The organism is Capnocytophaga cynodegmi, assembly GCF_002302475.1.
Taxonomy (GTDB): domain Bacteria; phylum Bacteroidota; class Bacteroidia; order Flavobacteriales; family Flavobacteriaceae; genus Capnocytophaga; species Capnocytophaga cynodegmi.
Genome location: NZ_CP022378.1, coordinates 2216358 through 2230691, shown reverse-complemented (window position 1 = coordinate 2230691; position 14334 = coordinate 2216358). Strand labels below are relative to the sequence as shown.

Below are 14334 nucleotides of genomic sequence, written 5' to 3'. Positions count from 1 at the left end.
AAAAAGCTCGAAATGAATTTCGAGCTTTTTTATTACTATTTAATAGCTTTTATTACAGCTTCAAACTCAGCTTGTGTAGCTTCTTTCAACTCAGACTTTAAGAATTCCACCTGATGGTCTTTTGTGATCTTTGCACTCTTTATAGCATACGCCCATTTTCCGTTGCTTTCAGAAGCAAAAATTACGTGAACATCCAAACCTATCGGTAATAAAGAGTCCACATAAGTCTTCTTAGTTTCATCATACAAACTTCGAGCAAGTCCTGGTACATCTTTATATGATACGTAAACTGAGGAATTTTTATAATCATATTCTGCAGGGACCTTAATTGTTAAAGTTGTTCTTTCACGATTATCACCATAAAAATAATCATAATTGACCCAACCAAACTTACTCACAACTCCGTAGTATACATCATTATAAATCGAAATTCCATCTACAGGTCCATCAATAATTCCTTCTCCTGCTTCTGGATCTTGAAACATCTCATTTACAGCTTCTTCCCAAACCAAGTCTCCTCTATCATTGAAATTTCCATACCAAAGTATCATTTCTTGTTTTGCACCTCCCGTAAATTTTGCAGGCACCTCCAAATTATAAGTACAACGATTGACCAACTCAATTTCTTGACCATTTTGAGTTAATTTCAAATTAAACGCTCCACCTGTAACTAAAAATTTAGCAACTTTTTCATTACTATCCCACCCCATTGTAGCAATATTAGTAGTAAGTAATGAAGATTTATCAAACAACTCAATAAAATCAAACTTTACTTTTCCCTGTACAGGCTTACCTTTAATTACCAAGCATCCTTCTGGGATACGAACCTTTACACCTTTCTCAGATGTAAACTCAATATCACCCATTCCATCAACCTCAAATTCTTTTGTTTGAGTTAATTTATTCAATGCAGTCTCTCTCAAATTTTGAAAACTTGAGGCATTAGGCATAGCAACAACGTTGCTTTCCTTTACATCATCATTATCTTTACAACCTACTAAAAGTACTGTAAAAATAAAAAGCAAACCAAAATAATTTTTTTTCTTCATTTTTTATTTGTTTTTAAATGTTAATATGTTTTATAATGCAAAAATTATGCCCAATTATGTTAATAAATCAAAATTTATTGATAAAAAAGAAGATTATCTATAAAAATAGATAATCTTCTTTTACAAAATATATGACCTAATAAATTTAATCTCTAATTAAATTATAATTTTGGTGCTCCTTTAAGTACCTGTGCATCAGCTCCTTCTTCAAATCCTTTATCTTTGAAGTTTTGTAAGAATGCTTCCGCTAATTCTTTTGATTTAGCTGCGAATTGAGCTTTATCGTCCCAAGTATTTTCAGGATTCAAAATAGCTTGGTCAGAAACACCTTCGCAAGATTGTGGCACTCCAAATCCGAAAATTGGTAACTCTTTGTACTCAACTTTGTCTAAAGCTCCTGTAAGGGCAGCAGTAATCAAAGCACGAGTATCTTTCAAGCTGCAACGTTTCATTTTTCCGTTGTAACCTGTATTTACTAACCATACGTTTACGCCTGATTTCTCGATTTTTTCAGCCAACATTTTACCATATTCAGCTGGGTGAAGTGGCATAAATGCTGCTCCGAAACAAGCTGAGAACGTTTTTTGTGGTGTAGTAATTCCTACCTCTGTTCCTGCAACTTTTGAAGTATATCCTGAAACGAACTGATAAGCAGCTTGTTCTGGAGTCAATTTAGAGATTGGAGGCAATACTCCGTAAGCATCAAAAGTTAAGAAGAATATATTTTTAGGATTTTTACCTATTGAACCAGGTTGAATATTAGCTATGTGGTGAATTGGATACGAAACACGTGTATTTTCAGTGATTGAAGTATCTGCAAAATCAACCTCTCCGTTATGCATAATCACGTTTTCGAGGATAGCTCCTTTTTTGATAGCTGCGAAAATTTCAGGCTCTTTTTCAGGAGTCAAATCAACTACTTTTGCGTAGCAACCACCTTCAAAGTTAAACACTGTGTTTTCAGGTGTCCATCCGTGCTCGTCATCTCCGATTAAGTGACGGTTAGGGTCAGCTGAAAGCGTTGTTTTACCAGTTCCTGAAAGTCCGAAGAAAATCGCTGTATCGCCATCTTTACCAACGTTTGCAGAACAGTGCATCGGCATTGTGTTTTTGAATACAGGAAGTACGAAGTTAAGTGCAGAGAAAATACCTTTTTTCATTTCTCCTGGATATCCTGTTCCACCGATTAAAGCGATTTTTCTAGTAAAGTTCAAAATAGCAAAGTTTGATTGACGAGTTCCGTCAACAGCTGGGTCAGCCAAGAATCCTGGTGCGTTGATTACCAACCACTCTTCTTTGAAGTTTTCTACTTCGCTATCTTCCAAACGAAGGAACATATTGTAAACGAATTGTGCACTCCAAGGAAGTTCAGCAATAGTACGAACATTTGTACGATAGTTAGGGTCAGCACAAACATATCCGTCGTGAACGAACAATTCTTTTCCAGAAAGATATGCCATTACTTTATCATAAAGAGCGTCAAATTTTGCTGAATCGAAAGGAATATTTACTTTTCCCCACCATACGCGGTCTTTTGTAATGTCGTCTTTTACGATGAAACGGTCTTGTGGAGAACGTCCTGTAAATTTCCCTGTTTTGATAGATAAAGCTCCAGAGTTAGCTTCTTCAGCTACACCTTTTGCGATAGCTTCTTTGTGCAACTCGTCGGCAGAAAGTTGGTAGCGTACGTTTGCATTTTTGATTCCGTAATTCTCAACTGAAATTGTTTTTGATTTACTCATAATTTTGATTTTATAATTATTATATTGTTAATTCTAAATAATCCCCTTTTTAATTTGGCGATGTAAAAGTACAAATAAAACTTGAAATAAAAAATCAAATTCACATTTTTTTTGCCCTAAAAATGAAAATTTAATACTTACATAACATTGGAAGACAAAACTAATTGTAATACTGATTGATATGTTTTCAATCAATTTTGAAAACTAATAAAGATAAGAATCAAAGCACAAAAACTGTTTTGCTTTCTATTTTAAAACTCTTTTTATTCAATTTTCAAAATACAAATTTCCTAAAATCATCTAATCATAAAAATAAAAAAATAGAAATACGTTACACAGACTTGTTTCACAGGCAATTTATTAATTTATTCCTATTTCAAATAGCAACACAATAGAGTTAATCTAAATACATATAACTCATTTTCAACTATTTAAATTGTTTCTAAGTGTTTCTACCCTTATCTTTGCAGTGTAAAAAATAAAATAATTTATTAATTAAAAAAATATACGATTATGGCTATCAGATTAACAAGCGGTTGTGTAAACTGCCAAAATTTAGAGAAAGACAACATTTGTAGCGTTCACAAAACAAAAGTAGAAGCAAAGTACACTTGTGACAGTTTTGATATGACTGTTGCTGCAAAAGAAGCTATCAGCTGCGGAACTTGTGTTCGTTTTAAAACTGATAAATGTGCTCATCCTCAGAAAGCTAGTTCAGAAATGCTATGCTCTTCTTGGGCTCCAGAGGCGAAAGCTTAATGGTTTTTTAGTTATACGATTTTTTAGTTTAATTTTTTATCGGTAAGTGATTTCTCACTTACCGATTTTTGTTTCATTCAACAACAAAAAAATGGATAAAATAGCTATCCATTTCTATAGAAATAATTTTAACTAAGAGATTTAATGTCAATTGTATCGCCAATGGATAACAAATGTAACTTACGATGTGAATTTGAAAACTCTTTTTCAGAAGACCCTTTATCTATTTTGATAACATCAAAAGTATCATAATGAACTCCTAATGTGTGATATGAATCCACAAATTTTGCAGCTAATAAAGCATCTTTAACTCCCATTGTATAATTATCACCTATTGGAAGAATTGCTAAGTCCACATTATATTGATACGGAATAAGTTTCATATCTAAAGATAAAGCTGTATCTCCTGACACGTATATTGTTCTACCCTTGTTTGTTATAAGAAACCCTGCTGGATTTCCTCCATACTTTCCGTCAGCAAAAGCAGATGAATGTTCAGCCTTTGTCATTTTAATTTCTACTTTCCCATTTTCAAGACGTTGCGTTCCTCCGATATTCATTTCGTAGCCATCTAATCCCAAGTCTCTGTAATGTGCCATTATTTCAGGATTCGTAATAAGTTTTGCTCCTGTATTTTTTGCAATAACCTCAGCATCTAAAATATGGTCTAAATGAGCGTGTGTGAGCAAAATATAATCTGCCTTCACGGATTTAATATCAATATGTTTCGCTAACGGATTACCTGAAATAAATGGGTCTATAAGGAAAAATTTTCCTTCAATTTCGACATTGACACAAGCGTGTCCTAAATAGGTTACTTTCATAATTATATGTCTTTTATTTTAAGTTACAAATGTAAAAATTTCATCAATTTAATTGGAAACCGCTTTCAACCCAATAATGGAACCAATAAGCGTTGTGATAAAAAATAGCCTCCAAAAAGTGGCAGGTTCTTTAAAGATAAATATTCCTACCAAAACAGTTCCTACTGCTCCAATACCTGTCCAAACAGCGTAAGCTGTCCCCAAAGGAAGGTGCTGTGAGGCTTTCATTAATAAGGTCATACTTATTATGGTACAAACGACAAACCCTCCATACCAAAAGTATGTTTCTGTTCCGATGCTTACTTTAGCCTTTCCCAAACAGAAAGTAAACGCCACCTCAAACAACCCTGCAACAATCAGAAGAATCCAGTTCATTTATTTTCTTCAAAAAAATCTATCCAAAACTACTAAAAAAAACCAACACAAAGTCCATATTTTTCATATCAGTGCAAATATAATCCAAGCGAACCAAATAAACAAAATCTATTCTTACAAGTGTAATCCTGAGCTTTAAAAATGTTTCTGAAAAGAAAAAGCTGTCCGATACTTTCTCGGACAGCCTCTTTGACTTTTGAATCACTTAGAATCTATGTTAATTCCCTCCATAATTTGGGTTTTGCTTATCGAACCACAAACGTTGCGTATTGAGAATTTGAGGGTCATTTGTACCTGAGGTAAATCCTTGCTCATCAATTGCTTTTTTGGTGTTTTGATAGTTTTTGTCATCTTCGGTTGGCGTACGCACCAAAAAGCGACGAGGAAGCACCAAATCGTTTCCAGCAGATTTTAACTCTCCCCAAGCCAAATAAGCACTATTCTTTTTAGGATATCCTGAGCGACGAACCGTTGTCCAAATATCTCCTGAAGCAGCTGTAGCATAGTTGATATACTGCTGAATATACACTTTTTCCAATCCATCAGTAGTTACATTATATGCTGGTTGCATTAGAAGATTTTCTATTTCTCCTTCTTTTAATTTAATACTTCCTGCTTTCTTATCCTTCTCCTCAGTGTAAACAGGATCTTCCTCATAGTAAGCTAATTGATTATTTTTGGCAATAGCATCCATTCGTTGAACCGATAAACGTACTCCTTGATTGAAATAATCCTGAGCTGATTGAGGAAGATTTGCTCCCAAAAGTTTAAACTCTGCCAAAAATAGATTTGTTTCACCAGATGATCCCAAAACGATGTTAATCGGAGGATAATTATCCTTCACTTCAATGACACGTCCTCCCGGCTTGGTCGGGTACGAATAATTATAACCTGTACGTGTATTTCTTTCTGAGTAAGAAGAAGTTGACGCATATGTTTTCTCAACTCCTCCTAAACTGATCTTGTTACGCTCCCCTTGCTTGAAATATTCATCATAAGCAACATCATTTGTTTTATCAGGAGAAATAGGTACTCCCACATAACGTACCCAAGGTTCGCCTGGTTCCTTCCAGCTATCAAATTTATTGTCAGGTTTTAAATTTACGCGTTTTTTAACGTGGGGTGGGAGTTCTTTTTTTGCTTCAGCAAAGGCATCAATCACCTCACTATTAAAATGGTTTTTAGTAAAAATAAAACGAAGACGAGGGTCTTTATTTGCTACCATAAAATCAACTATAGGTTCCGCTGCAGAGCCTGGCTGTGTTCCGTTACCTGTACCATAATATTTAATGCTTCTTCTGTAAACAAAATCATCAGCCAACTCATTCATATATCCCACAGGAGAATTTACAACCTCTTCGGCTATCTTGACAGCTTTACTTGTATTTACGTGAACTAATCGGGCTGCTATTTTCAGTTTCAACAAATTGCAAAATTTAGCCCATTTTTTATAATCACCATTGTAAACCACATCCTGAGCTCCAAGCTGTAGTTGACCACTTGTTGTCGAAAGTTCTGCAATAGCCTCGTCAAGTTCTTTCAACCAAGTATCGAAAAGTTGTTCTTGATTGTCATACTCAGGGGTAAGCAAAGGAGGAGTGGTGTACGGAGCCAAAGCTGCCTGTGAATACACCAAAGAACCATACTTGTCCGTTACACTTAATGCGGGATGAATTACAGCTGGAAAAGTAATAGCTCGTAAGGCTCTATATTTCTCCTTCTCGGCACTAGGCATCGCATCAATTCTTGCACGAATATCACGAGCATTTGGGAACAAAGCCCCGTATAAATTATGCCCACCCGTATTCTCCATTTCATTCATTCTCAAACCATTACCCAAACCAGTAGTAGTCAATTGACTCCACGGAAAAATATAATCAAAATTATCATAAAACCAGATGGTATAATCATCGGTGTACATTGTTTCAATTACCTTTGCTGTTGAAAAACGCAAATCTGGCTCTGAAAGGGTTGATGGATCAGTATTTTTATCAGCAAAATCTTCACGACTACAACCCACAGCCAACATAGCTGTTATTAATAATACTATTTTTTTCATTTCGTTCAAATTTAAAAATCAATTGCTACACTAAACGTATAAGATGCTGTATATGGAATAAAACTTCTCTCAAAAAAAGATTCCGTACTAGTTGTACCTCTGAAACTCTCAGGGTTCAACTTGTTAGGCAAAGAATTATACAAATATCCAAGATTACGCAAATTTACCCCTAAATACAGATTTCTCATTTTCAACTTCTTACTCACTTCACTTGGTAGAGTATACCCTAATGATATGTTACGAAGTGCCACATAATTTACCTCGTGAAACCAATCATCATTTACAACCCCTTGTCCCCACGAATTTTTAAAGTAAGTGTGTGTACTTGCGTGTGAAGGCTCTATGTAACCTTTATCCATTGCTTCTCGGTAGGTTAACCCTCCTACATCTTGAGTTGTTCCTGCTGGAGTTTGTACATTTGTTCCAGGAGCAAAGACCCCATCAACAATTATACCATCGGAGAAGACTTTACCCTTTGTGTCAGGGTATTGTGACGTCCAAGTAATTCCTCCGTGGTGAGCATCACGAGCTTTTAATGAGGTATTTAAAAATCCGTTAGCTGTACCATATCTATTTGAGAATGAAGCCATATACCCACCAAAACGTGCATCTAACATCACAGATAACGAAACTCCCTTGTAAGTGAATGTATTTTTTAAAGACCCCTCAAAATCAGGTTGCATTTTCCCAATTTCCTCTACTTCACCACTTCTTTCGTAATAAGCCGTTCTTCCATTGTTAGTCCATTTCAAAACTGGCATTCCGTTTCTCGGATCGTCAATGTTATTTCCGTTAGCGTCTTTAGCTTGAAATTTTTTAGGAGCACTGTCCGACATCAAAACACCGTACTCTCCTCCTTCAAAAGCCACTGAACCTATACGGAAATTACCATATGCAGGTGTTCCTCCCAGTACCTTGTAAGCTCCATAATCTTTATGTAAATCGGTAACTTGAGTTCTGTTTCGCCAGTAATTAAAGGAAACATCCCATACAAAATTATCAGTACGAATTGGTTTAGCGTCTACCTTCAGTTCAAAACCATAATTGCGTAAAGTACCAATATTGGTAAGCAAATTCCTGTATCCAGAAGCATTCGGAAGCGGAATATCTCCAATCTGATTGGTAATATATTCGTCATAATAAGCTACGTCAAAGCCCAATCGATTATTAAAAAACCGTGCATCAAGCCCCACTTCATAAGAATTCTTACGTTCAGGTTTAATGCTTCTATCAACCAAAGTAGTTGAAACTTCATTTAAATAAATATTATTTCCGCCATTCATCTCGTAAGAACCAAGCGAATATCCTTTGTTTATAGAATAAGGATCGGTATCACTACCCACTTGTGCCCACGAAGCTCGAAGTTTCCCAAAAGAAACCCAAGACGGAAGCCCAAGAGTTTGACTAAACACCCAAGAAGAACTTACCGATGGATAAAAGTAGGAATAATTACCTGTTCCATCAGTATAAACCAAAGCTGATGACCAGTCATTACGTCCGGTTATATCTAAAAATAATTGGTCTTTCAACGAAAATGATGTTAAAAAATAGAGTGAATTAATCTGCTTTGTTCCAAAGACTCTACCTGCATCGGCTATAGGTGTTTTTTTCGAATTTTTCAAATAATAACGCCCTGGAACCACCAATCCTCCATCGGTTCTTACGCGAGTTTCAGACTTTTCCTGATTCCAAATTTCTCCTCCAACAACGACATAAGCAGAAAGACCTTGTGTAATATCTTTGGTATAATCTAACGAAATTTTTCCAGTTTGACTTACATCTCTATAATGGTAAAGAGCATAATAGCCCCCCTCATTGGCATACCCATTACCCAATTCTTTATTTTCTTGCTTTATGGTATAGTAATTAAGATTTCCTTCCAAACGCACATTCAATCCTTTCAAAATTTCAGCAGATAATTTAACAATGGGACGAACCACATTTTCATTACGCACTTGGTTATTTTTGTTGTAAGCAAACCAAATACCATTTCCTGGTACATACGCATATTCATCACCATAATTCGAATTTGGAAGTCCTCCGTGTTTTGCTTGCCAATACTGATTTTGTTTATATTTTTCTACATCGTATTCATTAGTCCAAACGCCAGTCAAAAAATTAGTAGCCAAATCACTTCGTGGATTCTTACCTTCTGAAGAAGTATAAGAGACTGATGCTTCAGCTTTTAACCAAGTAGCAAGATTATAAGCTCCTGAAAATAAAAGTGAATTTCGTGAAAATCCATTATTGGGAAGCACTCCTGTGCGTTGGTTGTATGAATCAGAAAGATAAAAATTCCCTTTTTCGTTACCTCCAGTTAAGGATACCGAAGTGGTATTACTAACCCCTAAATTATATGCTTTGAGTAGATTATTTTTGTAAGGACGATAAGGTACTAATTTTCCATCATAATCCACAATCATTGTATTTTCATTGAATCTAGGTCCGTATCCTAACCCCTCTTTTGGATGATTCACACGTGATGGATTTCCGTTGGCATCGTAATAAAACTGCTCAGTATCAAATCGAAAATATCGTCCATTAGCATCAGTTTTTCCATAGTCGATATATCCTGCCATAATTCCTTGCCCGTATTCGGTTTGTAGCTCAGGGGTAGCATACACGTGGTCAACTCCCAAAGAATGTTTTACAGATACCCCAAGTCCTTTTGCTCCCGAACCATTTTTAGTTTCAATCAAGACCACTCCATTAATCCCACGTGAACCATAAAGAGCTGTTGCTGCGGCTCCTTTTAAAACAGAAACACTTTTGTAATCATCTGGATTTAGATTTTTCAAGATATTACCAAAATCATTAGCATTTGATTCCCAATCGGCACTTGCCCCAGAAGTATTATTCTCCAAAATCACACCGTCAATAACAAAGATAGGTTGGTTATTGTTAGAATTCAATGAAGAAACACCACGTACTTGTATTTTTGCATTTCCGAACAATCCCCCATCAGAGCTTCCAATACTTACCCCTGCCGATTCTCCTTGCAAAGCCGATACAGGATTTACTGTATTAACCTTAGCGAGTTCTTCACCCTTCATTTCGGTCATAGCGTACCCTAGTTTTTTAGTTTCCCGCTTGATTCCCAAAGCTGTAACCACAACCTCTCCAAGTTGTTGAGCTTCTTCTTTCATTACCACATTAATTTTCAAAGAATTACCAGCTCCTGTTACTTTTTTAGTTTGAGTTGTAAATCCAATATAGGAAAACTCAAGAACACCTCCTTCATTAACCTGCAAGGTATAATTTCCATCAAAATCAGTGGATGTACCCTTTTTCGTTCCTTGTATCAGAACGCTTACTCCAGGTAACGGACTACCCGCTTCATCTGTAACAGTACCTGTTACGGTTTTTACTTGTGCAAAAAGAGGAAAACTCACTACAAGTAACACAAGTAAACATAAAACTCGTTTGTTCATATATTATTTGTTTATTAAGTTAATTCTACAAAAGGGATACAAAAGTACAAGATAATATTATATTATGAAAGTTTTACATTAAAATTTTATTTTTTGTAAATAAAAACTACATTTTATAACATATAAATATTTTTGACTTTCTTTTTCAGATAACAAGCTTTATAGTTTGGTATGGTTATTGCCCTATCGTTTTCGGAAATTTTAAATTTTACAGAAATGAAAAAAACAATTTTAACATTTTCAGTCATTTTTGCTTTGCTTTTCTCTGCAAATGCATTTTCACAAGTTAACATTGGTGTAAAAGCTGGAGCCAATTTGGGTAAAATTGATGGTGTAGCCTATAAAGACCAATTCAAATTAGGGTATCAATTAGGTGGTTTCGTGAGCGTTGGGCTTCTTGATAAACTGGCAATACAAGGAGAAATTTTATTCGATCAAACAAATACCACTCTTGAGGATTCTTATACTTCCATCTGGAATGATAAGTTCGATAAAGGAAAGAAACTTAATTATTTAAATGTTCCTATCCTATTAAAATTCAATCAAAATGGATTTATTTCATTGTTAGCAGGACCGCAATTCAGTATCTTAACAAACAGCAATGATAATTTGTGGCAAAATGGAGAAAAACTTTTCAAAAGCTCTGATTTTTCTTTCGTTACAGGAGCTGAAATTAACTTAAGGCCTTTTTTCATTTACGGACGCTACGTCTGGGGATTCTATGATATTAGCGACTTTGGAAAGGAAAAAGCTAAAACACAACAAATTCAAGTTGGAGTTGGATTGAAGTTCTAACCAACTATCCAAAATTAATAAAATCCCAGTAATACACTAATTACTGGGATTTTTATTTATAATAGTTAGGTCTTTATATCTATTTAAATAAACAATAGCTATACGAAACGACTACAATCGTACTTTTCTTCCTACAAACCTTTCCTGTAAATACTGGAAGATTACAAACAAAACTGGAATTACTATCAGTCCTAAGAAAGTTCCAATAAGCAAACCACTCACCGCCCCTGTTGCTACCGAACGATTACCAGCTGCTCCAATGCCTGATGCAAATACCAAGGGTAATAATCCTACAATGAAAGCAAATGAGGTCATCAAAATAGGTCGCAAACGTGCCATCGCTGCATTGATAGCCGAACGCGACAGGCTTTCGCCATGATGTCTGCGTTGCTCAGCGAACTCAATAATCAAGATAGCATTCTTAGCCAAAAGTCCAACTAGCATAATGAGCGAAATCTGGAAATAAATATTATTCTCCAAGCCAAACAACCATTGTCCCAGATAAGCTCCCATTATTCCAAAGGGTAGCGAGAAGATAACCCCCAAAGGAAGAATATAACTCTCATACTGAGCTGAAAGAATGAAATAGGTAAATATCAAACTAAGTACAAAAATGATTGCCGTTTGTGAGCCAGAACCTTGCTCTTCCCTTGTAATTCCTGTGTAATCAATGCTGTAATTAGCACCAAGACTCTCAGCAGCTACTTCCTCCACAGCACGAAGAGCATCACCTGTACTATATCCTTCGGCATTAGCTCCTGAAAGATTCACAGCAGTAAAAAGATTGTAACGGTTTAAGCTCTGAGGTCCGAAAGTCCTTTCCAAGCTCACAAATTGTGAAATAGGAGTCATTTCACCTGACGCTGTTTTTACCATCAACCCATTTAAGTTACTTATATCCTTTCTATCATCAGGAAGTGCCTGAACCATCACACGAAATTGCTTTCCGTACTTGGTGAAATCAGTAGCATAAACACCTCCTATATAGCTTTGAAGAGAAGATAGAATACTACTTACATTCACTCCCGCCTGTACTGCACGTTCTACATTAAGCGTCATTTGATATTGTGGGTAATTTGCATTGAATGAAGTCTGTACATATTGTATTTCGGGTCGTTGCATTAGCTTTCCTATAAACTCCTGCGATACTCGCTCCAAATCTTTAATCTCTCCTCCTGCTCTGTCAAGCAATACCATCGAAAAACCTGAACTCATACCAAATCCAGGAACTGCTGGTGGTTGGAAAAAGATAACACGAGCCTCTGGAATATCCGATACCGCTCTGAAAGCCTGAGCTGTGATAGCTTGTATTGACTGATTAGGGTCTGACAAACGTTCTTCAAAAGGCTTTAATCGCAAAAAGCCCATACCATAGTTACTTCCTGCCCCTGAAATAAAACTTCTACCTGTAATAGCTGTAACAGAACTAACCCCTGGAATTTTTCGTAGCTTCTCCTGTGCTTCATTCATTACAGCTGCTGTGCGTTCCATTGATGCTCCTGGTATCAATTGTGCATCTATGAACAACAATCCGTTATCTTCCGTAGGTACAAAACCAGTCTTCATTTTAGTATTAGCCGTGTAAAACCCTACTCCAGCTATGGCAAATAATACTAAAGTTACCCACTTATGGCGTAGAAAGAAAGTAAACGTTTGCCCATATCGTTTGGTAGCTGCATCGAAAGCAATGTTGAACTTATGAAAGAACTTCTGTACGAAAGATTTATCCTGATATTCTTTATGCTGATGTGTTTTTAGGAACAAAGCACATAACACAGGACTAAGCGTAAGGGCATTGACTGCCGATATTGCAATAGCTACAATGAGCGTAATCCCAAATTGCTTATAGAATACACCCGTTGTTCCTCCTATGAAGGTCACTGGAATGAACACCGCTGCCATCACTAAAGTAACTGAGATAATCGCTCCTGAAATCTCGTGCATCGCCTCAATGGTTGCATTCCTTGCTTTACGTCCAGTATTCTCCATTTTAGCGTGAACAGCCTCTACAACGATAATCGCATCGTCCACAACAATACCGATAGCCAGTACCAAGGCAAAGAGCGTAAGCATATTAATCGAGTAACCAAACAGATTTAGGAAGAAGAACGTACCTACAATAGATACAGGCACTGCAATAGCAGGAATTAACGTAGAACGGAAATCCTGCAAGAAGATATAAACAACTAAAAACACCAGCAAGAAGGCTTCCAAAAGGGTAGTAAGTACCTTTGATATGGAGGCTTCCAAGAACTCATTGGTGTCGTAATTGATAGTATAAGTTATCCCTTCAGGGAAAGTAGGCTGTGCATTTTGCAGATATTCCTTAATATCATTGATAATATTCTGTGCATTGGAGCCAGGCGTCTGGAAAATACCCATCGAAACGGCAGGATTTCCGTTATTCTTAGCAAACCCAGTATAAGAAAGTGCCCCTAACTCTATCTTTGCAACATCTTTCAAGCGTAGTACCCTACCACCATCTATCGCTTTGATGACTATATTTTCATATTCGCTTACCTCGTTGAACTTTCCTTTGTACTTAATTGTATATTCATAGATGCTTCCACTATTTTGACCTAAGGTTCCGGCTGCTGCTTCCCTACTCTGGCTAGTAATTGCAGAGATAACTTCGGACGGATTTAGTTTATACGCTGAAAGTTTCTGAGGGTCGAGCCATATCCGCATTGAGTAATCCTTCGCTCCGAATACTGAAGCATCTCCTACCCCGTTGATACGCTTAATGGCAGGAACTACATTAATGTTCATATAGTTCTGAATGAAGATATCATCAAGCTCAGGATTTTCAGAGTAGAACGTTAGGAACATCAACGCCCCCGAGTTTTGTTTTTGAGTGATAACTCCCGATTGCGTAACCTCCGAAGGTAATATGGCATTGGCTCGTGCAACCCTATTCTGCACATTAACCACAGCAATATCTGGGTCAGTTCCTTGCTTAAAGTAAACTGAAATATTCGCAGAACCACTATTGTTAGCTGTAGAGCTGATATAATCCATATTCTCTACACCATTTATCTGCTCCTCCAGAGGAATAACAACAGATTTTAGTACCGTTTCCGCATTTGCACCAGTATAATTTGCCGAAACTGTTACCGTTACCGGTGCAATATCAGGATATTGGGATACAGGTAGTGCAATTATCCCTAAAATACCTAAAATGACTATCAAGATGGAGATAACTGTTGATAGTACAGGTCTGTCAATAAACTTTTTTATCATATTTTTTAATTCCTAATATATAAATCATTATGTAATCATAATGCACAACTATTTTTAATA

Annotated in this window: 9 protein-coding genes; 2 read left to right on the top strand and 7 right to left on the bottom strand. The window is 36.3% G+C overall.

The features are described 5' to 3' along the window. Positions 1 to 35: 35 nt before the first annotated feature. Together CGC48_RS09875 and pckA are read right to left on the bottom strand one after the other, a co-directional pair. A complete protein-coding gene (locus tag CGC48_RS09875; RefSeq protein ID WP_098029431.1) occupies positions 36 to 1049 on the bottom strand; it encodes a hypothetical protein in 1014 nt (337 codons plus the stop codon). A gap of 161 nt (positions 1050 to 1210) precedes the next feature. Continuing rightward, positions 1211 to 2791: a phosphoenolpyruvate carboxykinase (ATP) gene (gene pckA / locus CGC48_RS09870; protein WP_041992786.1), complete on the bottom strand. Its 1581-nt coding sequence runs from the start codon at positions 2789 to 2791 to the stop codon at positions 1211 to 1213. Positions 2792 to 3304: 513 nt separating this feature from the next. Between pckA and CGC48_RS09865 the strand changes: the two genes are divergently transcribed. Next, positions 3305 to 3550, top strand: a complete 246-nt coding sequence (locus tag CGC48_RS09865) for a hypothetical protein (RefSeq protein WP_018278964.1) — start codon at positions 3305 to 3307, stop codon at positions 3548 to 3550. A 128-nt stretch (positions 3551 to 3678) separates the two neighbouring features. Here CGC48_RS09865 and CGC48_RS09860 read toward each other — a convergent pair whose 3' ends face one another. The 4 genes from CGC48_RS09860 to CGC48_RS09845 all read right to left on the bottom strand — a co-directional run bounded on the left by CGC48_RS09860 (position 3679) and on the right by CGC48_RS09845 (position 10239). Next, complete coding sequence (locus CGC48_RS09860) at positions 3679 to 4374, bottom strand: metal-dependent hydrolase (RefSeq protein WP_098029430.1); 696 nt, start codon at positions 4372 to 4374, stop codon at positions 3679 to 3681. A 48-nt stretch (positions 4375 to 4422) separates the two neighbouring features. Next, positions 4423 to 4749, bottom strand: a complete 327-nt coding sequence (locus CGC48_RS09855; protein WP_098029429.1) for a DMT family transporter — start codon at positions 4747 to 4749, stop codon at positions 4423 to 4425. Between the two features lie 217 nt (positions 4750 to 4966). After that, positions 4967 to 6808 (bottom strand): SusD/RagB family nutrient-binding outer membrane lipoprotein, encoded by a 1842-nt coding sequence (locus CGC48_RS09850; protein WP_232780497.1) that lies wholly within the window; start codon positions 6806 to 6808, stop codon positions 4967 to 4969. Positions 6809 to 6819: 11 nt separating this feature from the next. Then, positions 6820 to 10239 (bottom strand): SusC/RagA family TonB-linked outer membrane protein, encoded by a 3420-nt coding sequence (locus CGC48_RS09845; protein ID WP_098029427.1) that lies wholly within the window; start codon positions 10237 to 10239, stop codon positions 6820 to 6822. Between the two features lie 216 nt (positions 10240 to 10455). On the opposite strand from CGC48_RS09845, the gene CGC48_RS09840 reads away from it, so the two are divergent. Further along, positions 10456 to 11034, top strand: a complete 579-nt coding sequence (locus tag CGC48_RS09840; RefSeq protein ID WP_232780496.1) for a porin family protein — start codon at positions 10456 to 10458, stop codon at positions 11032 to 11034. A 111-nt stretch (positions 11035 to 11145) separates the two neighbouring features. Here CGC48_RS09840 and CGC48_RS09835 read toward each other — a convergent pair whose 3' ends face one another. Next, positions 11146 to 14274 (bottom strand): efflux RND transporter permease subunit, encoded by a 3129-nt coding sequence (locus tag CGC48_RS09835; protein ID WP_098029425.1) that lies wholly within the window; start codon positions 14272 to 14274, stop codon positions 11146 to 11148. Positions 14275 to 14334: the final 60 nt, after the last annotated feature.